This is a genomic window from Paenibacillus sp. FSL R5-192 (assembly GCF_000517845.1).
GTDB lineage: Bacteria > Bacillota > Bacilli > Paenibacillales > Paenibacillaceae > Paenibacillus > Paenibacillus amylolyticus.
The window spans coordinates 349169-370797 of record NZ_ASPR01000014.1 but is presented as its reverse complement, the minus strand read 5'-3'; the positions used below and the strand labels follow the sequence as shown (position 1 = coordinate 370797).

Genomic DNA, 21629 nt, shown 5'->3' with positions numbered 1-21629 from the left:
ATGTATCTCTATCATTAGTCCTGAAATGGGGTAATTGTCAGAGAATCCCACTATATAAGGAGGAATATGAAAGATGAGAGCCGTTACGTTTCAGGGAATCAAGGACATTCAAGTCAAAGAGGTTGAAGATCCCAAACTGCAACAGAAGGATGACATTATCGTTCGTATTACTTCCACAGCTATATGTGGATCCGATTTGCATATTTATCAGGGAGCCTTGCCTGCTGCCAAAGATTATGTTATCGGTCATGAACCGATGGGCATTGTAGAAGAAGTAGGTCCAGAAGTGACACGTGTGAAGAAGGGGGACCGTGTGGTCCTGCCTTTTAACATCGCTTGTGGTGAATGCTTCTATTGCAATCATGACATGGAGAGCCAGTGCGATAATTCCAATGGCAATCCGGATATTCATACAGGTGGATATTTTGGATTCACCGAACGTTACGGAAACCACCCCGGAGGTCAGGCAGAATTATTGCGTGTTCCCTACGGGAACTTCACTCCGTTTGTGATTCCTGAATCCTGTGAACTGGAAGATGAGGCTTTATTATTCCTGTCCGATGTTCTTCCAACCGCATATTGGAGCGTGGAGAATGCCGGAGTTAAACCGGGAGATACGGTCACTGTACTCGGTAGTGGACCCATTGGGCTGATGACGCAGAAGTTCGCCTCGATGAAAGGTGCCAAACGTGTTATTGCTGTGGATCGCCTGCCCTATCGACTGGAGAAAGCCAAACGTTTGAACGATGCAGAGATCTTTAATTTCGAAGATTACGATGATATGGGTGAGCACATTCGTGAGATTACACAAGGCGGAACCGACGTTGTTATCGACTGTGTAGGTATGGATGGTAAAAAAACCACGCTGGAGGAGATCGGACAGAAGCTGAAACTTCATGGCGGTTCACTGAGTGCGATCGAAATCGGCATGAAAGCGATCCGCAAATTCGGTACACTCCAACTTACGGGTGTATATGGCTCTTCCTACAACATGTTTCCGTTAGGTAATTTGTTCGAACGCAATATCAATCTTAAAATGGGACAAGCTCCTGTTATACATTACATGCCTGAATTGTTCCGCAAAATCACTGCTGGTGAATTTGATCCAACGGAAATCATCTCCCATCGGATTTCACTGGAGAATGCAAGCGATGCATACCGCATTTTCAACGATCATGAAGACGAATGTACCAAAGTTATACTAAAACCCTGAACCGTCGCTTTGACTATAAATATGCAAAATAAAACAAGCAGAACTACCTGTTCAAGGTACTCTGCTTGTTTTATTTTATCGACATTCATCCTGTTACCGTTGCATAAACTGCTCAGCCAGCTAAATGGTCTGTACCTAATCAGACATGAGTCGGTTTAGTCGCTTGGATATACACACTTTCTCCTTGGAAGCTGTCGAGCTTCCCGTTCGTTGTCACTTCAAAATTGAAAAATTTTCTGATGATGGACGGTGCACTCAACATACTTGCTTCAAGTTCCCTTCTCTCCCGTTCCGGCAGTGCCGCACGGTTACACCACTCTTCAAACTTAAAGCGCTTCTGGAAGGAAACCATCGTTTCCATTCGGAAGCCCGCATACTCCAGCATATGAATCCATTCCGTCTTGCGCCATGCTCGAACATGGCTTGCATCCCGGCACTTCTCGACTTCATTGTAAAACTGGTCATTCTCATCACGTTCAGGTGCCACGTTGTCAATGAATAACAACCTTCCACCGGGCTTCATGACTCGTAATGCCTCATGAACAAACGAAGAAACATCCGGAAAATGGTGAGCAGCGATTCGGCAGGTTACAAGGTCATAGATATCATCATCGAATGGCAGCTTCTCTGCATCCCCGGCAACAAAATCTACATTACAGTGTCCATTGCCCTGGATAAATTGTTCAGCCACCTGTAGCATTTTCTCCGTTAGATCGAGAGCTGTCACCCGCTGAACAAGTGGAGCCAGAGCGTTGGCGACATGCCCTCCCCCAGTGGCGATATCCAGCACATTCATATCTGGAGTGGCTTGAGATAAAGCCACGAGCAACGCGAGATCCTCACCTTTGGCATGCCCCGAACTCGTCACGTATTTACCAGCATTTTTCGTAAACTGCTTCTGTACCTGACTTTTAATTACATCAGACATTCCAATTCCTCCTGCATAAGTTTCATTAGGCGAAACATAGTTTCAAAATATAATTATATTTATTTTACCATAGATGAATGTAAAAGCTAAATAAGCATTTTACACAAATCCGGAGGCAACTTTCCACTACCTAACAAAAAAGCTGAAATAAAAAACATCCCCCAAGTGAATTTCACCCAGGAGATGTTTCTTATATTTATTACTTCACAAGCGTTGGTGACTTCTTCCACAGTCCCAAAATCAGACCGGAGATCACAGAACCAATCGCAACAGCAAGCAGGAACAATAATGCGTGGTTCGCCAGTGCTGCAACAAAGATCCCGCCATGCGGAGCTGGTACATTAATGTGCCACAGTTGTGTCAATCCGCCAGCAACAGCGGAACCCAGAATACAAGAAGTCAATACACGCAATGGATCAGCCGCAGCAAATGGAATTGCACCTTCTGTAATGAAAGAGAATCCAAGTACATAGTTAGTCAGGCCTGATTTGCGTTCTTGCTCTGTAAATTTGGATTTGAAGAACGTTGTTGCAAGTGCAATCGCCAGAGGAGGTACCATACCGCCTGCCATTACCGCTGCCATCCATGCACCGTCTGTGTTACCACTGGATGTAAATACGCCGATAGCGAACGTGTAAGCCGCTTTGTTGAACGGTCCACCCATATCGATGGACATCATGCCGCCAAGCAGCAAGCCCAGCAATACTGCATTACCTGTACCCAGATTACCCAGTGCATCTACCAGCCAGGTGTTCAGGGAACCAAAGATTGGATCAAAGACATAGAAACTGATTGCACCCACGATCAGCAAACCAAATACCGGATACAGCAAGATTGGTTTCAAGCCATCAATTGCTTTTGGCAAACCTTTGAACAACTTACGAAGACCAATAACTACATAACCCGCCAGGAAACCGGCAGCCAAACCACCAAGGAAACCGGCGTTTGAGTTAACCGCCATCAATCCACCGACCATACCAGGCATCAGGGCCGGGCGATCACCAATACTCATCGCGATAAATCCGGCAAGTACCGGAATCAGGAAGTGGAACGCACCTGTTCCGCCACCGATCGTTTGAAGCAGTTGCACAATCGGATTCTCAGGGCTAGCGAGTTGTTCGAACAAGAAGGAGATTGCTAGCAGGATACCGCCACCTACAACAAATGGCAGCATATGCGAGATACCGTTCATCAGATCTTTATAGATTTTGCTACCTACACTAATCTTGCCAGTGCTCGCGCCCTCTTCCTTGGCATTTCCGCCTTGGCTGCGATAGATCGGTGCATCACCGTTAACGGCCTTGCGAATCAGCTCTTCGGATTTACGGATTCCATCACTCACCGGTCTTTGTAATACCGGTTTGCCATCGAAACGTGCCATCTCCACATTTTTGTCTGCGGCAACGATAACCCCTTTAGCACGAGCGATCTCATCAGCAGTGAGAACATTCTGCGCTCCTTCAGAGCCGTTTGTCTCTACGCGAATATTAATGCCCATTTCCTGAGCTTTCTTTTTAAGTGCATCTTCAGCCATAAACGTATGAGCTATACCGGTTGGACAGGCTGTAACCGCAACAACAAAATCTTCCGAATTGGCATTACCTACAATCACACCAGAAGTATTCTGTTGCTGACCAGTAGTAGAAGTGGATGCGGCATTTGCTGCTTTTTCAGCTTTTGCTTTTTCTTTGGCTGCTTCCTTCTCAGCTGCTTCAGCCTGTTTGGCATCAAACAATGCACTAACTTCGGCTGGTGTATCTGTACTCATCAATTGTGAGATGAAATCGCTATCAATCAACAACCTGGAAAGAGCTGCAAGCGTCCGCAGATGGGTATTACCTGCGCCTTCTGGAGCCGCAATCATGAAGAACACATGAGCTGGCTGATCATCCAACGCTTCAAAATCAAGCCCTTTTCTACTCTTGGCAAATACAACTGTTGGTTCGTTCACCGCTGTTGTTTTGGCATGTGGCATTGCAATTCCGCCACCGATACCTGTGCTGGATTCAGCTTCTCTTTTATAGATCATTTCCTTGAACAGGACCGGATCATTGATTCGTCCGCTTCGGTTCAGGCTTGCAATTAGTTCATCAATAGCCTCATCTTTGGTTGTGGCTTGCAGGTCCATGATCATCGTTTCCTGGATCATCAAGTCTGTTATTCTCATCTTGGTACACTCCCTTAAGTTCAGTCGGCCTGCATAGGCAGGCCTCACTACATTACAATTACAATGAAGACCTTCAATAAGACCGTTAGACTAGATTGTCGTAATGGTCACTTGATTACGCAATTCATCAATCAATTCACGTGTTGCCAGATCATCCGAGAACGCAGTTGCGCTTCCAGATGCAACCCCTGTGCGGAAAGCTTCCAGCAAATTTCCGCTCTGTACATAGGTACCTACGAATCCGCCAATCATGGAGTCACCGGCACCAACCGAGTTTTTCACAGTACCTTTTGGCACATTCGCATGATTAACTTCCGCTTTGGTAATGAATAATGCACCCTCGCCTGCCATGGAGATCAACACATGTTTGGCACCGGCTTCCAGCAACTTACGCCCGTATAACACCAGTTCCTCGCGAGTATTAATCGTTACACCGAACAGTTCGGCCAGTTCATGATGATTTGGCTTCACCAGCAAAGGTGCATGTTCAAGAGCTTCCATTAACGCAGGGCCAGTTGTATCAATCACAAATTCGGCACCCGTTTGCTTGCACACTTTAATGAGACGATCATAAAAATCCGTTCCAAGTGAAGGCGGTACACTTCCGGAGAGAATGACAATATCTCCTTTTTGCAATGATGACAATTTGTGAAGCAACTGCTCCGCCTCTTCGGCACTGATTGCAGGTCCAAGACCATTAATCTCTGTCTCTTCTCCATGCTTCAGCTTGATGTTAATGCGAGTATCGTCTGCAATCGTAACAAAGTCTGTCCTGATGTTATCTTCTTGCAACTTGTCATTAATGAAACGTCCCGTGAATCCACCAAGGAAACCAATAGCCGTGTTATCTGCTCCAAGTTGATTCAGTATGCGAGAGACATTAATGCCTTTGCCACCAGGGAGCTTCAAATCCCGATTCATTCGATTCAATCCGCCAAGCTTCAGCTCATCCACTTCCACGATGTAATCAATGGACGGGTTAAGTGTTATCGTATATATCATCGTTATCCCTCAATTATTTTAGTTTTCTGGGCGATTCCAGGCCGCCAATGTTCTGGCATCTGCTCGGTAATCAAATCGGCCTCCTCCAAATCAAACAATTTGGCAAAAGTAATTTCCCCTATTTTGCTGGAATCAGCCAGCACATAAGATTTTCCCGACAATTGATGTGCACGCCTTTTAATCAAGGCTTCCTCCGGATCCGGTGTTGTATACCCCATTTCGGGATCAACTCCGTTGCTTCCAAGAAAACATTTATCAAAACGGAAATTATCCATGTTCTGTAATGCGATACTGCCAATGACTGCTTTCGTATGAATTTTCATCATACCTCCGAGCAAATAACTGCGAATTCGCTTGCTTACCAAAGCCTCAACATGTGAAAGTCCATTGGTAACAACCGTTACGTCTTTAGCTTCAATAAAAGGAATCATGGCTAACGTTGTCGTTCCTGCATCCAGATAAATGCATTCGCCATTTTCGATCTCCTGTGCAGCCAAACGGGCAATCGTCGTTTTTTGTTGAATGTTTTTGAACGTTTTTTCTTCCATGCCCGGTTCCAGCGTTTTTTCATTCACCAGTGCGGCACCGCCGTGGATGCGTTTGAGCATCTGACGACTCTCCAGATCGATCAAGTCACGCCTAATCGTTGATTCAGAAGCACCCAACACATCAACAAGCTCTTGCAATTTCACAATTCCCTGTAAATGTAAGCGCTCTATAATTGCAGCATATCGTTCTTCAGTCAGCATCTTCATTCCTCCAACTGCTTCTATAGTATCATAATTCACTCAAAAAACAACCATTTTCATTCAAAATAATTTAAAAACATTCAAAAACCCGCATCTTTCGACTTATTTTCTTGTCCAATTGTCCCTTTCTTACTTCATGTTCTTAAAGTTGGAATTCCGTGCCCTTCAAATCTTCATTAAAAATCCTGCAGCCTCCAGCGCTGGATGCGCGGCGTTGCAGGATTTTGCTGTTCATGGGAACTGCATGACGTTTATGATTCTACAACCATAGCATCCGGTTTGGGTTTAAGCCATTTGCCATCTTCATTAATAAAAGCACCCTTGAAGCGACCCATCTCCAATTGTTCAATTAGCCTCTCCTCGTCCATGACCAGAATCTCAGCGAGCTGCCCCGAGGTGTAATAATGAGTGGGATTGTAATCGAGCAACACAGGAACAGACGTATCATATAGTTCTTTGATCAGATTTTCAAAGGAATGCCGACCCAGGTTCTCCATATCTCTATAAAACTGCAAATGTTGGGACACCATATTACGGAAAGATTTATTCTCCAGATGCATCCACAACGTATTGCAGGCCCGAACACTCATATGATTTTGTTCCACATCGTAAAATTGAACTTCTTCAATCTTCATGTATTTCTCTTGAAATGCAACGATCTTAATCAAAGGTACATTTCGTTTACGCGACGCTTTCTTCAAATGGGCTCTAAATTGTTCATAGTTCATTTCATTCATCTATTATCCCTGCCTTTAACATGTTCCAACCGACATTTTACAACAAATTAAAGGCAAGTGTAACCTTCATCATATGAAAAACAAAAAAACGTGCAGCATCAGATGCCACACGTTCACAAAATTATAGCGTGCGATTACTCAGCGAGGGCGCCACTTTTCACCCACGTAGCCGTAAATTCCTGTTCTTCATACGCATAGAATTGTTGCAAAATTACCTCTCGATCATCGAGGAACAACTGATCCGCTATGGCAGTGACGAGTTTCGGCACTGCACTCTTCGTTCCCGATATTGCGGATGCCGACAGACCACAGCTGGCAAGTGCAGAGTAGTTGAATACAAACAGTCCGTGCAACGGTTTCTCACCCTGTTCACTCCTGCTTGTCATTGCAAACCCGGAACTCAGGTATGGATGTGCGTCCAGCAACGCATTGCGATGCTCTTGCGGGGCCTGATAACAGTCCTCCCAACGCGCGATGTATGACTCTATAAGTCTGAGTTCAGGGCGGAGTGCCGGATCACTGAGAAGACCTGTGCTAATAATCAGAAAATCAAACTCATATGCTCCCTGTGCGGTATGCACAATCGCGCCATGGTCTGTTGCTTCTACACTCAGCCAAGGCGAATTCAAATGCAGTTCAAATCCAGGCCAGGCTGCCGCACGATTAAACGTATCGTTGGTTGGGGGTTGATTGAATTTGAAGAAATGAGAGATCACTTCATATTTATCCGCAACCGGAAGAGCGTGGTATCGCTCAATCATACCGGATTGTTCCATCTGACGAATGGGATTAACACTAGGCAGCTGTTCCCGCCGTACAAATACATGAGCTTCTGCCACACCGGTGGCAAGGGCATAACTGGCATTATCAAAAGCAGAAGCGCCGCCGCCAAGCACAGCAATTCTTTTACCTTTTAACCGATCAAAATCAATGGCTTCCGACGTATGGGCATACAGCTCCCGAGGTAATCTATCCGCAATCATGGATGGCACATGCCACTCTCCACCACCTTGTATTCCCGTAGCAAACACTACTTTGCGAGCAAGTATGACATCCATCTGAGTTCCTGCCCTGTTCACATGAAGTCGATGTATACCGTCCTCTATTGGCTCAATCAGTGTCAATTTCATCTCATTAAGCACAGGCAGATTCAGCACTTTCCGATACCAGCGTAAATAATTCATCCAGTCTCCGCGCGGGATCTTATCGACCTCTTCCCAACCTTCGGGCCCAACCTGTGCTTCCCACCATGAGCGAAAGGTTAACGAGGGGATACCCAGATCGATGGAAGTAAGATGCTTGGGTGTACGTAAAGTAACCATACGCGCATAAGTCTCCCAAGGTCCCTCAAGCCCCGATGTATTCTCGTCAATAACAACAATATTGGAGATCCGTTCACGAAGAAGTCCAAATGCCGCCCCTAATCCACTCTGGCCTCCACCCACAATGACGACATCATAGACATGACCATCCACATGTTCTCTTGGACGTACCCAGTTCGCGCCACCAAATGACAAATAAGCCAGATCATTCTTCACACGTTCATTCAAAGCTTCCAGGCTCATGATTCATCAACCCTTTCGAGATACATCTATGAACTAGTCTTTCTTTGATTATTTGATGTAAGTTAGTTGTTAGTTATATTGAGAGTAATTGTGATTTTTTTTTGTGTTTCTGAAATATATTAGCGTTATTATATGAGTTATCGGGGATGAATTGAAGTTGGCGGCAGATTTATTGTCATCAAAACTAAAAATATCTAACATGCTTGTTAATTCCTACGAAACTCTAACTGGATTATTAATGCAGTTCCTGCTGAGCGGATGATTTGCAGAAAAAAAAAGACAGTCCAAGATGTAACCTTGGTCTGTCTTTTTAAAGGAATGCTATTGGCCGGCTTGTTCACGGCGCTGCAATTTTTCATTGGTTAATTTCTCAGGGGTCACATCATGCCCCAGTGGGTCCACAACGGATACTGCCAGCATGGTTGTCAGCACCTGACCTCGAATAGCCTGCAAATATTGTTTTCTAAGCTCGTGCTGCTCGCTTTGTTCTGCTTTTGTCAAACCGACGCTGCTGCGTTGTTTTCGACTTAATTCGTTAATGCGTCCCAAAATAGGAATCATGAAATCCACCTCACTTGTTAGTCCACTTGCCAAAAGATATTTCGAATATCTTCAAACTAACTTATTACAACTTTACGAATTTGTCCATAGGCGCAATCCGTTGAGAAGTGTTTAGGTGATCTCATGCACAGACCACACAATTCCATTTGTAGCACCACTGCCCAGGTTCAACGTAATCGTCAGCCCGTTTGCGGCATAGAACAGTCCAATCACATCTCCCGCATTTAATGCCACTTCTACCGCCAAAGTCACCGAACCACTTCCCAGCACTGCCCGCAGTGTAAGTAACGTAATCGCGACATTTAGGACGGGCAACAAACCACTGACAAGTGTCGTTACCGTAGGTGATGTTCTCTGTACAAGAAAGGCTGGGTTAACCCCAGCACCCAGAGATAGAGCAATCGCTGCAGTCGTTGCATAATTGATCGTGGCCACAATAGAGTATCTTCCGGTTACCGGGACGGTATAGTTTCCTGTGGTTGCATTGAAGTTGGCATTACCGTAATAAGGAGCCGTGGTCGTCCAGTTGGTTAACTGAGTGCTGGTTGCTGTCGAAAGTGTAGCCAGGAATGCCGAGAACCCTTGTGTTGCAAAATTGGGGCCGGTTGGTCCAGTGGCTCCTGTCAAGCCCGTGGCCCCGGTTGCACCGGTAGTTCCTGTTATGCCTGTTGCTCCAGTGGCACCCGTAGCTCCGGTTGCACTCGTTACACCGGTTGCCCCCGTAATTCCATTAGCCCCAGTTGGTCCAGTCGGGCCGGTGGCTCCCGTAATGCCTGCTGTTCCGGTTATTCCTGTAACTCCTGTTGTGCCGGTACTTCCGGTGGTGCCCGTTGCACCTGTAGTTCCTGTTGTCCCAGTTACACCAGTTAGTCCTGTAGCTCCCGTTATTCCTGTTTCTCCAGTTGTTCCGGTCGCGCCAGTTATACCTGTAACTCCTGTTGAACCAGTACTTCCGGTGGCACCTGTTACACCCGTTGTACCTGTAGTTCCTGTAGCACCGGTCACACCCGCAATACCCGTGGTTCCTGTTGTTCCCGTACTTCCTGTTGTTCCCGTACTTCCTGTTGTTCCCGTCGCGCCGGTCGTGCCTGTAACGCCTGTTACACCCGTCTCTCCTGTAATACCCGTGGTTCCTGTTGCTCCAGTCACACCTGTGATCCCAGTGGCTCCAGTCGTACCTGTTGTACCTGTTGTACCTGTTGTACCTGTTGTACCCGTAACACCAGTTACGCCAGTGGCACCAGTTACGCCAGTGGCACCAGTCGCACCCGTAGTTCCTGTCGCTCCGGTTACGCCTGTAACGCCTGTAGTTCCCGTTGCTCCAGTAGCCCCGGTTGGTCCCGTCACACCAGTCGTACCTGTGCCCCCTGTTAGACCCGTCTCTCCAGTTTGACCAGTTGTGCCGGTGGCACCTGTAATTCCAGTAGCTCCAGTCACACCCGTAATGCCAGTTACGCCGGTCGTGCCGGTTGCTCCTGTTTCACCAGTAATACCCGTTGGACCGGTTGCCCCTGTAGCACCAGTCGTACCTGTGACTCCGGTTATGCCAGTCGCACCAGTAGCTCCGGTTGGTCCTGTTGTACCTGTCGTGCCGGTAACGCCTGTTGCACCCGTCTCTCCAGTCGAGCCGGTTACGCCAGTAACTCCCGTAGTTCCGGTTGCCCCAGTGGCTCCGGTCGCACCGGTTGGTCCCGTTACACCTGTTGTACCGGTGGCGCCTGTTACGCCCGTCTCTCCTGTAATGCCCGTGGTTCCTGTTGCTCCAGTAGCCCCGGTGGGCCCCGTCACACCAGTCGTACCTGTGACCCCTGTTAGACCCGTCTCTCCAGTGGCACCAGTGGCTCCTGTCGTTCCAGTTTGGCCAGTTGTGCCAGTGGCTCCTGTAAATCCAGTTACCCCAGTAATTCCAGTAGCACCAGTCGCACCTGTAATCCCGGTTAGACCCGTCTCACCTGTCGTTCCTGTGACCCCTGTTGGACCTGTAGCACCAGTAATTCCTGTGGCTCCTGTGCTCCCAGTTAGACCCGTCTCTCCAGTGACGCCTGTTGCTCCGGTCGCACCAATTGTGCCCGTAACACCAGTTAAGCCAGTCGTGCCGGTTGCTCCTGTTTCACCAGTAATACCCGTTGGACCGGTTGCCCCTGTAGCACCAGTCGTACCTGTAACTCCGGTTATGCCAGTCGCACCTGTGATACCCGTAGTTCCCGTTGCTCCAGTAGCCCCGGTGGGCCCCGTCACACCAGTCGTACCTGTGACCCCAGTTAGACCCGTCTCTCCAGTTGCTCCCGTCGTTCCAGAAATTCCAGTAGTACCTGTAACCCCAGTAAGTCCAGTTACTCCCGTCTCACCAGTTTGGCCAGTTGTGCCGGTGGCGCCGGTAATTCCAGTAGCTCCAGTCACACCCGTAATGCCAGTTACGCCGGTCGTGCCGGTTATTCCTGTTTCACCAGTAATACCCGTTGGACCGGTTGCCCCAGTAATTCCAGTAGCACCAGTCGCACCTGTAATCCCGGTTAGACCCGTCTCCCCAGTTAATCCAGTAAGTCCAGTTACTCCCGAAACTCCGGTTGATCCTGTCACACCAGTTTGGCCAGTAATTCCAGTAGCACCAGTCGGCCCGGATACGCCAGTTATTCCTGTGGAACCCGTACTCCCCGTTGCTCCTGTAACTCCAGTCGTACCTGTGACTCCGGTTATGCCAGTCACACCAGTGGCTCCGGTTGGTCCGGTTGGTCCGGTTGGTCCTGTCGTGCCCGTGGCTCCAGTTAATCCCTTAACACCAGTTGGACCAGTAATTCCTGTTAGACCTGTTTCCCCTGTGATACCAGTTGTGCCTGCTACACCAGTAGCTCCCGTAGTACCCGTACTTCCCGTTGGTCCTGTGAACCCTGTTTCTCCAGTTGATCCCGTCACACCAGTCGTACCTGTCACCCCTGTTGGACCTGTAGCTCCAGTCGTACCTATTGGTCCTGTTTCACCAGTATTCCCTGTTAGTCCTGTAGTGCCTGTCGGACCAGTTATACCAGTAACTCCAGTCGTACCTGTGCTCCCAGTTAGACCCGTCTCTCCAGTGACGCCTGTTGCTCCTGTCACACCAATTGTACCCGTAACGCCAGTTAAGCCAGTCGTGCCAGTTGGCCCTGTTTCACCGGTGACCCCGGTTATGCCAGTAGCTCCGGTATTACCAGTTGAACCAGTAGCCCCGGTGAGTCCTGTCGTGCCAGTTACACCAGCAATTCCTGTTATGCCACTAACTCCGGTTGCACCTGTAACACCAGTTGTTCCCGTCGTACCCGTACTTCCAGTTATACCTGTTAGTCCTGTCTCTCCTGTTGGGCCATTCAAACCGGTAGATCCCGTTACACCTGTAGCCCCGGTGACACCAGTGACTCCTGTTAGCCCAGTTGCACCAGTTGTTCCGGTTGCGCCGGTTACTCCCGTGGCACCTGTACTTCCTGTTTCTCCAGTCAAACCCGTAGGACCTGTAATACCAGTTGCACCCGTTGTGCCTGTTGGTCCTGTTTCACCAGTTTGGCCAGTCGAACCGGTAGGGCCCGTCACACCAGTCGGACCTGTGACCCCTGTTGAACCTGTATCTCCAGTAGTTCCGATTGAGCCGGTTGCTCCTGTCTCTCCAGTGACGCCTGTTGCTCCGGTCGCACCAATTGTACCCGTAACGCCAGTTAAGCCAGTCGTGCCGGTTGGTCCTATTTCACCAGTTGGGCCAATCGAACCGGTAGGGCCCGTTACACCTGTGTTTCCTGTTAGACCGGTCTCCCCAGTAACACCAGTGGCCCCGGTCACTCCCGTCAGTCCTGTGAACCCTGTTTCTCCAGTAACACCTGTCGTTCCGGTTACGCCAGTCACTCCCGAGATACCTGTAATTCCGGTTGCTCCTGTCGCCCCAGTCGATCCCGTCGGTCCCGTCGCGCCTGTGAATCCTGTTAGACCCGTTTCCCCAGTGACACCAGTCAGTCCGGTAACTCCGGTCACGCCTGTGATACCCGTGGTTCCAGTAATGCCAGTTAGTCCAGTTGTACCTGTAATTCCAGTTTCTCCAGTTGCACCGTTCAGTCCCGTCACACCAGTCGGACCTGTGACCCCGGTTAACCCCGTCTCTCCTGTAAGGCCAGTCGATCCGGTAGGGCCCGTTACACCTGTGGCCCCAGTTATACCCGTTTCCCCGGTGACACCAGTGACTCCTGTTAGACCCGACTCTCCAGTTACACCAGTTGTTCCGGTTACTCCCGTGGCACCTATACTTCCTGTTGCTCCAGTGGCACCTGTTGGGCCCGTTACCCCAGCTGTACCCGTGGTTCCGGTAATACCAGTTAGTCCAGTCGCACCCATAGCACCTGTAATACCAGTTGCACCTGTACCTCCTGTTAGACCCGTCTCTCCAGTGACACCTGTTGCTCCGGTTACTCCCGTAATACCAGTTGTTCCCGTTATGCCACTAGTGCCAGTAGTTCCGGTCACACCAGTAAGTCCCGTTACGCCAGTTAAACCAGTCGTGCCGGTTGGTCCCGTTACACCTGTGTTCCCTGTTAGACCAGTCTCCCCAGTAACGCCCGTGGTTCCGGTCGCTCCCGTAATTCCTGTAGCTCCGGTACCTCCTGTGACGCCCGTGGTTCCGGTAATGCCAGTTAGTCCAGCCGCACCTGTAATTCCCGTTTCTCCAGTTGCACCGGTCGATCCCGTCACACCAGTCGTACCTGTGACCCCTGTTGAACCTGTATCTCCAGGAGTTCCGATTGAGCCGGTTGCTCCAGTAGGGCCTGTAACTCCAGTGATTCCTGTTTCACCTGTTGGACCCGTAAATCCGGTGACACCCGTTGGTCCTGTATTTCCCGTCAGACCTGTAGCTCCTGTCTCTCCAGTGACGCCTGTTGCTCCGGTCACACCAATTGTACCCGTAACGCCAGTTAAGCCAGTTGTGCCGGTTGGCCCTGTTTCGCCGGTGACCCCGGTTATGCCAGTAGCTCCGGTATTACCAGTTGAACCAGTAGCCCCGGTGAGTCCTGTCGCGCCAGTTACACCAGCAATTCCTGTTGTGCCACTAACTCCGGTTGCACCTGTAACACCAGTTGTTCCCGTCGCACCCGTACTTCCAGTTATACCTGTTAGTCCTGTCTCTCCTGTTGGGCCAGTCGAACCGGTTGAGCCCGTTACACCTGTAGCCCCAGTTAGACCCGTTTCCCCGGTGACACCTGTGACTCCTGTTAGCCCCGTCTCTCCAGTTGCACCAGTTGTTCCGGTTGCGCCGGTTACTCCAATGGAACCTGTACTTCCTGTTTCTCCAGTCGCACCTGTTGGGCCAGTTACACCAGCTGTACCCGTGATTCCTGTGATACCAGTCGCACCCGTAGGACCTGTAATACCAGTTGCACCTGTACCTCCTGTTAGACCCGTCTCTCCAATGACACCAGTGGGCCCGGTCGCTCCAGTAATTCCCGTCGTTCCGGTTACGCCAGTCACTCCCGAGATACCTGTAATTCCGGTCGCTCCAGTCGCCCCAGTCGGTCCCGTCGTTCCTGTTGGACCGGTAACTCCCGTTAGTCCTGTGAACCCTGTTTCTCCCGTCACACCTGTCGTTCCTGTAACCCCTGTTTGACCTGTATCTCCAGTAGTTCCCGTTACTCCTGTATCCCCGGTGGGTCCTGACACACCAGTCGTACCTGTGACTCCGGTTGTGCCAGTGGCACCAGTTGCTCCGATCGCACCTGTACTTCCCGTTGCCCCTATCGCCCCAGTAGATCCTGTAGCACCTGTAACTCCGGTGGTACCCGTTTCTCCAGTAGCCCCGGTCGGTCCTGTCACACCTGTCGTGCCGGTGTTTCCATTTAAACCCGTCTCTCCAGTGGCGCCAGTTGCTCCGGTAACGCCAGTTATTCCTGTGGTACCGGTAGTTCCCGTTACTCCTGTATCCCCGGTAGGTCCTGACACACCAGTCGTACCTGTGACTCCGGTTGTGCCAGTGGCACCAGTTGCTCCGATCGCACCTGTACTGCCTTGAAATCCAGTAATACCTGTTGCACCTGTTATTCCAGTCGTTCCTGTTGTGCCCGCAATTCCAGTAACGCCAGTTACTCCGGTTGTACCTGTTGGTCCTGTTTCACCAGTGACACCACTTATACCAGTGGCCCCAGTGAGTCCTGTCACACCAGTCGTGCCGGTCGCACCTGTACTGCCCGTAAATCCAGTAATCCCTGAAGCACCAGTATTTCCAGTAACGCCAGTGATGCCTGTCGTGCCTGTTTCGCCGGTTGCTCCCGTCACACCTGTTAATCCAGTTGCCCCCGTAGTGCCTGTTGTTCCAGAAGTACCAGTGCTTCCTGTAACTCCAGTCTCACCCGTAATACCTGTTAGACCCGTCTCTCCAGTGACGCCAGTCGCTCCGGTCGCACCAGTACTTCCTGTAGTTCCGGTTACACCAGTAACTCCCGTAGACCCGATCCCCCCAGTGGGGCCTGTCGTACCAGTAAGTCCCGTTTCCCCAGTGGCACCAGTTGCGCCGATCGCACCTGTTATCCCTGTCATGCCGGTTATGCCAGTATTTCCAGTTGGACCCGTACTTCCCGTTGCTCCTATCGCCCCAGTAAATCCTGTAGCGCCTGTAACTCCGGTGATACCTGTCTCACCGGTTGGGCCGGTCGCGCCCGTAGTACCTGTCGTTCCAGTTACGCCACTGACTCCTGTGATACCTGTGGTACCTGTGGTTCCAGTAATACCAGTTGTTCCTGTTGCTCCGGACGGGCCTGTGATTCCAATTTCGCCAGTACTTCCCGTTAATCCAGTCGCACCCGTAATACCTATTAGACCCGTCGCTCCGGTTGGGCCAATCGAACCTGTAACTCCCGTGAATCCTGTTTCACCAGTAGATCCTGTTAGTCCCATCACACCAATTCCAGTTGGACCAGTTGCTCCAGTGAACCCGGTAGCCCCAGCTAATCCTGCAACTCCAGTTGGACCTGTAAAGCCGGTTATACCGGTATTTCCTGTAGCACCGGTCACGCCTGTAACACCAATTCCGGTAATTCCAGTTGCGCCGGTTGTTCCTGTGACTCCAGTTGATCCAGTGCCAGTTGCACCTGTAGCTCCTGTACTTCCTGTAGAACCAGTTGCTCCCGCCTCACCCGTTTGACCGGTCAGACCTGTAACTCCCCTAGTTCCAGTCACACCTGTGGTGCCCGTCAGTCCGGTAGCTCCTGTTGCACCTGTGACTCCAGTTATTCCGGTACTTCCCGTGGTTCCAGTTACTCCGATCCGTCCTGTTAAAATGGTTGCTCCCCATATGCCGGGATACCCAGGATCTCCGGTTAACCCAGTAGCACCTGTTGCTCCAGTGAATCCTCTCATTCCCTGATAACCCCGTGGGCCGCGAAGGAAAGGAATCCTGTGACTTTTCTTTTTTTTGCATTTACGTCTGCTTTTCTTACAAGACTTACTCTTCTTCTTTGGGATAGAGTGTTTTTTTGATTTTTTTGCTTTCCGTTTACCTGTACTGATTGAGGAAATTTTGCGTTTCCTTTTGGACATACCGCTCACAAGAGAATCCCCCCTCCTTGTACACCACGTCAAATCCCCGCATTTTACAATAGTACACTCTATGCCCGGGACTAGCTTTATGCGCCCCCTATTCCATATACCTATAAAACCTTACAGTTAGTGATCAATCAATTACTTTTCTCCAAAAAATATATTCCCCCTCTACTCCCCCTGCAACTCCAACTCCTTAATCGTCAACTTAATTCCTTCCTCAAAAGATGTTGCCACAATCGGGCCAATCCGTTCCTCATACTTCTGTCTACTCAAGATCAGGGGTTCCTCGGTCAGATATAACATTTCTACAATTTCTTTCATAACGGGTACACCCAGTCCAATCACCGACAATCCTACTTTTCCTATCGCCAGCACAGGTTTGCTTCTTCCCGCAGCCTTCCGTGCCAATCGCACGATGTCATGACCCGAGATGATCCCCGATCCAGGAATGTTCCAATTCTGTCCATACGTCATCTCTCTGCTTGCCAGCTCCACCACCATGACCGCAGCATCCGGTAAATAAATATACTCTCTCGGCACGTTCATATTTCCGATAAAAAAAGCCATCTTACCTTTTGCTATCGCTTCAAGGGTTGAACCCAGATAGGAAGCTTGATTAGCCGATGGGCCATAATAATCTGGCAAACGAACGATCATCACCTGAGCTCTACTCCATCTTGTGCTGAATAACATCTGTTCATAGGCAAGTCGTGTCTTGCCTTTTCGGGTATGTGGCTGCTTCGAATGTTCTTCGGTTACTTCCTTCATTTATCTTCTGTTATAGCAGCGGAATCAGACCGCTCTCCATCTCGTTATATGGAACGTTCGCACAATGAAACCTCTTTCATCCATTTAGTGATTGATCAATAACTAAAATATAAAAAGGGACTTTACCTCCCTCTCTATCGTTCCTTCAACTCTGGCATATCCAGTGCATTAGATACATTACACAACATCCCGATTGCCAGAAAAATCATGGTTCTTTTCAGCGGTTCAGCAATTCCTGCAACGGTGAAAGCTTCCAGTACCATGGCTCTTACATCACTAATGCCTTTTTGCATAGCCTGACGAATGACTTCCTCCCGGATCGTTTGCGCCTGCATCTGAAGCAAGATCTCGCTCTTGTGCGATTCCAGAATCTTATCATAGGCTTCAATGAGATCATTCTCTAACTGATCTGGTGTCGCCATCTCCACCACAATTCGAAACGAATCAATCACCCGTGTCCATGAGACCTCAATTGCAGTTAATAATAAAGCTTCTTTTGTTTTGAAAAAACGAAATATATACGGCTGTGAGATCTGTGCCCGTTCAGCCACCTGGGCTGTAGTCGCACGATAATAGCCAATTTCCGCGAAGACGTCAATTGCTGCAGAGATAATATCATTTCGCCGGTTAACCGACGCTGCTTTATCCTTTGCCATGATAATCCGCCCTCCAATAGTTAGTGATTAATTGATCAATAGCTTGAAGTATAACGAATACTATCCCTCGATGCAAAGGTATCGTGACCTTGTACAAAGCCAACAAACCCGCAGACGCTGGCTCAAGCCGCTGCAGGTTGTGTAACTTGTCGATCATAGATTCTATCCACTGGAAACCGAAGAGAACATGGTTTGTCTGAAACAGATTCGTACCATGCGGTACAAGAGTGTCTGTTCACTGCTGAAGAAGTTTACGCAATCGTGATTCCGAATCCAGCTTCGGACAACTGTCACAATACCCATGTGTATGACTTCCGTCTCCAACCAGATAAGCCAAACAACAATATCGGCGTAGCAGGAACGGAGGTCCCTGCCACCCGGAATGTTCGAAGCGCTGCAGCTCATTGGCAAATGTACATGCATTATCGTTTTGCCGATCCAGCCAGAGGCTTTGATCTTCTTGAATCTTTGCAAGCCGTTCATCTGTCTTCCAAATGCTCTGATCATTGATCATACGTGCATACAATTGTTGCACATTATGGGCAACCAGAGACCACATGACCTTATCGCTCGCTCTTGTAGCGACGGCTACCGCTCGCAGGACAGGTTCCAGATGTAACAGCACTCTTTTCTTGAGCAAGCCACTCTCTGACCTGCGCTGAACAGGATCTTCACCCTCCAGAGAGGTTCTCTCCAGCAGAGTCTCATATCGCATGCCACCTGCACCATTCAATTCAAACCGCACATCATCGTCTGCAACGCTAAGTATAGTATCGTATAGACTGAATGCTGAAATTACGGACATCACGAATACGGAGTAACGTTTGGCAAAAAGTGTACCGACGGCCGCACTTCCTCTTCCGCCCAATTGAAGCCCTTGCTGCATAGCCTGTTCACGCAATATCAAGTTTCGTTTCTCTTCATTCAGCAGATCCTTCACACGGAAAGGATACTTGGAATCATCGCAGTCCACTTGGATCGTCGTCACAAAAAATTGCTGTAACACTTCCGACATCTCTGAATAATCATGTCTTGGATAATGTCTCATCTATTGAATCATCTCTTCAACTTCGTTGATAATCTCGCTTCGCCCAATCGCTCCCCAGCCCTTAAACAACCAGAACGAGTCTGTCGTATAGACCTGATCTGCACCGACAGCCGGCACTCCCTTCCAGAGTGAGCTTGCATTGATGTTGTTTAAATACTCATCGGCATTCGGGTCAACCTCAAGAACTACGAAATTAGCATCGATATCCGCGATTTTCTCCATGGACAGGTCCTCACGTTGTTCGGCAGGTGTCACAGTCGTTGGCACAAATCCAAGATCATGATACAAAAGTGTGTTGGTTGGATGTCCTTTTGCCGCGTAAATTTGTAAGGTCTTCTCTCTTACACGCAGATAAGCCAACTTTTTTTGATCCAGTTGTTCGATCTTCGCTTTTAATTGCTTCGCCTGCTGCTCTACCTCGGCTATCTTTTCTTTTGCCAGATCCACTTTGTTGTACATCCCGGCAATGGTCAACAGATCCTGTGTCCAATATGTCGTATCATCAACAAAATCCAGCCATTCAGTACCAAGTACAATCGTCGGAGCGATTTTCTCCAACTGATCATACGTACTCTCCGCAGTTCGACTCTCAATAACGATGACATCCGGATCAATCTGAAGGATAGCCTCCAGGTTAGGACTGTCTGCAGACCCTACCGTTGGAATGCCGGCAAGCTGATCTGCAAAGTAAGGCAAATAATCTCCTCCGTAACGAACTTCTACATTAACGCCTGCTGGTTTCTCACCAATCGTCAACATGTGATCGATGTAAGCAGCAGATAATACCACCATACGCTCTATTTTTTGCGGTACAACCGCTGTTCCTTTAAGATGCTCAATCGTTTGTGTACCACTCTCTTCCACAGGGGTATCCTGTTGCGGAGGCGTTGCTTCTGTTACTTCTGATGCCTTGCTACATGCCGTCAGAACGAGCACAAGCAGGGCCAACAGTATCATCGTTGTTGCTCTCTGTCTTACCATTTGTAGTAAATCCCCTCTACTATTTAATAATAATAATCATTATCACTATAGTAGGGAAAAGCATACAGGCTTACCATGGATTATTCCACTCTCTTCTCTTGCACAATATCACCGTAAGGTAACCCCAAGTTGCTCTGCCACATATCGCATGGCCCACATGCGTCCGGTGGGACCCAGCGTTTTGAAGAAAATATCTCCTGCATTATATACATGGCCTTCTTGAACAGCCTTTAATGCCAACCATGCACTGGATCGCTGCAATTGCCCCAGTTGAGCACGTGCCTCTTCTGTCGGGTCGACCATTACAAACACATGATCCGCGTCGTATAACTGCAAATCGCAAACTTTGCTCTCTACAGCCCACTGTTGTTCCGGAAAATCACGAGGCAAATAAAATCCCAGATCATCATACAACAGGGCCCCTGTCTGGTTGTTCAATCCATACATTCGGTAGAAATGAGAAGTCACCCGGATGAACATGACACTCTGTTTCCCCCACCTCGATTGAATGCGCCCTCGAAGAACCCGGCTCAGTTCAGCATGTTGTTCTATCCACTGTACGGCCTGTTCGGTGCGGCCCATAATGTCCGCCATATACAGAAGCCTCTCCCCAAAATGGTTGGTGTGCTCCAGCATGGTGGTAGGCGCGATACGATGCAGGGAGTCATTTGGCTCCAAACGATCACTTGTAATGATCAGGTCCGGTTGGACTCGCCTCAAATCATCATAGTTCTGATTGAAGCTATCCAGAATAAGTCCCTGATGACTGTGTGCTTGAAGCGCAGGTATGGCAACATGTCGAGCCACCCTCTGACCATAGGATAAAGCCGATACTGGCCTCAAACCAAGCGTTATCACATAATCGTCCAACCCGTAATACAAGGTGGCAATGCGATTCACTTTATTTTTCATATACAACGTTGGGGCGATTCCTTCGTTTTTCTTGAAAACTCTGCTGAAATAGTGCTCGTCCTTATAACCCACTTGCTCTGCAATATCCTTGATTTTATCTGAAGAAAATAACAGCTGCTTGGCCTTTGCCATACGTAGTTTCAATATATATTCAATCGGAGTCATGTTTAATTGCCGTTTGAATGTTCTTATAAAATGATTCACACTAAGCCCTGCCACGCGGGCCATCTGATCAATTCGAATGTCTTCCATATACTGATGCGTCATATAATCAAGTGCCAAATCCATCCCCGCTACAGGGGGTGTTGCTTCATTCACATGCATCATTAACTGAATCAACAACTGATGCAAAAGATGTTTCCTGCGCGTCTTTTCCAGACTCGTAAACGAGTGTTTTCCACTCATCAGGGTATCCATCATCTCCTGAATATCACGTGTATTGGAAGGAACATTAAGTTTGCCCGTCACAGGGAGATCAAATGCCTCGGTATGCCAAGCATTCTTACGCCGGGTAAGTGTAACACAGGAAAATAAAATGATCTGATATCGGACAGGTGCTTCCATATCCGTCTGAAACTCCACATGCATTCCTGGCTTCAACAAAAACCACTCGTCTTGAGATACCGTATGTACAATGTTATCCATAGACAAAGATCCTTTGCCCGCGATGACCCTGCAAATGGCGAACCTTTTCCAGATCCGACGCTGAACAGCCCCCGGATTGCTAAAGTAATGGCAGACGTGGACAGCAGAGAAATGTAGTTGCTCCAGTTGTTTGATCCAATCATTTTCCTTCATGC

General features: G+C 48.8%; 13 protein-coding genes and 1 pseudogene. 1 reads left to right on the top strand and 13 read right to left on the bottom strand.

Annotation, left to right across the window (positions count from 1 at the left end):
* Positions 1 to 73: 73 nt before the first annotated feature.
* Positions 74 to 1213 carry a zinc-dependent alcohol dehydrogenase gene (locus tag C161_RS10005; RefSeq protein ID WP_036670053.1) on the top strand — a complete coding sequence of 380 codons (1140 nt, stop codon included), beginning with the start codon at positions 74 to 76 and terminating at the stop codon, positions 1211 to 1213.
* Positions 1214 to 1352: 139 nt separating this feature from the next.
* Here C161_RS10005 and C161_RS10000 read toward each other — a convergent pair whose 3' ends face one another.
* The 13 genes and pseudogenes from C161_RS10000 to C161_RS09940 all read right to left on the bottom strand — a co-directional run bounded on the left by C161_RS10000 (position 1353) and on the right by C161_RS09940 (position 21627).
* The gene (locus C161_RS10000) at positions 1353 to 2141 is read right to left on the bottom strand and encodes a class I SAM-dependent methyltransferase (protein WP_036670051.1); all 789 of its coding nucleotides are present in this window, start codon (positions 2139 to 2141) and stop codon (positions 1353 to 1355) included.
* 199 nt (positions 2142 to 2340) lie between these two features.
* On the bottom strand, positions 2341 to 4308 hold the full coding sequence (locus C161_RS09995) for a PTS fructose transporter subunit IIABC (protein WP_036670049.1): 1968 nt from the start codon (positions 4306 to 4308) through the stop codon (positions 2341 to 2343).
* Between the two features lie 90 nt (positions 4309 to 4398).
* Positions 4399 to 5310: a 1-phosphofructokinase gene (gene pfkB / locus C161_RS09990; RefSeq protein WP_036670042.1), complete on the bottom strand. Its 912-nt coding sequence runs from the start codon at positions 5308 to 5310 to the stop codon at positions 4399 to 4401.
* A 2-nt stretch (positions 5311 to 5312) separates the two neighbouring features.
* On the bottom strand, positions 5313 to 6059 hold the full coding sequence (locus tag C161_RS09985; RefSeq protein ID WP_017689448.1) for a DeoR/GlpR family DNA-binding transcription regulator: 747 nt from the start codon (positions 6057 to 6059) through the stop codon (positions 5313 to 5315).
* Positions 6060 to 6310: 251 nt separating this feature from the next.
* Entirely contained in the window at positions 6311 to 6796 is a 486-nt protein-coding gene (locus C161_RS09980) for a hypothetical protein (protein ID WP_036670041.1), read from the bottom strand.
* A 134-nt stretch (positions 6797 to 6930) separates the two neighbouring features.
* Positions 6931 to 8361 (bottom strand): NAD(P)-binding domain-containing protein, encoded by a 1431-nt coding sequence (locus tag C161_RS09975; protein WP_036670039.1) that lies wholly within the window; start codon positions 8359 to 8361, stop codon positions 6931 to 6933.
* A gap of 321 nt (positions 8362 to 8682) precedes the next feature.
* Positions 8683 to 8922 carry a DUF896 domain-containing protein gene (locus C161_RS09970; RefSeq protein WP_036670038.1) on the bottom strand — a complete coding sequence of 80 codons (240 nt, stop codon included), beginning with the start codon at positions 8920 to 8922 and terminating at the stop codon, positions 8683 to 8685.
* Between the two features lie 111 nt (positions 8923 to 9033).
* The gene (locus tag C161_RS31485) at positions 9034 to 16281 is read right to left on the bottom strand and encodes a beta strand repeat-containing protein (protein ID WP_084650194.1); all 7248 of its coding nucleotides are present in this window, start codon (positions 16279 to 16281) and stop codon (positions 9034 to 9036) included.
* A 351-nt stretch (positions 16282 to 16632) separates the two neighbouring features.
* Positions 16633 to 17302, bottom strand: a pseudogene (locus C161_RS09960) (NAD-dependent epimerase/dehydratase family protein); the annotation flags it as partial.
* A gap of 64 nt (positions 17303 to 17366) precedes the next feature.
* Complete coding sequence (locus C161_RS09955; RefSeq protein ID WP_036670036.1) at positions 17367 to 17888, bottom strand: TetR/AcrR family transcriptional regulator; 522 nt, start codon at positions 17886 to 17888, stop codon at positions 17367 to 17369.
* A gap of 235 nt (positions 17889 to 18123) precedes the next feature.
* Positions 18124 to 18936 carry a (2Fe-2S)-binding protein gene (locus tag C161_RS09950; RefSeq protein WP_036609771.1) on the bottom strand — a complete coding sequence of 271 codons (813 nt, stop codon included), beginning with the start codon at positions 18934 to 18936 and terminating at the stop codon, positions 18124 to 18126.
* Positions 18937 to 19917: an ABC transporter substrate-binding protein gene (locus C161_RS09945; RefSeq protein ID WP_036670033.1), complete on the bottom strand. Its 981-nt coding sequence runs from the start codon at positions 19915 to 19917 to the stop codon at positions 18937 to 18939.
* A gap of 108 nt (positions 19918 to 20025) precedes the next feature.
* A complete protein-coding gene (locus C161_RS09940) occupies positions 20026 to 21627 on the bottom strand; it encodes a helix-turn-helix domain-containing protein (protein WP_036670031.1) in 1602 nt (533 codons plus the stop codon).
* Positions 21628 to 21629: the final 2 nt, after the last annotated feature.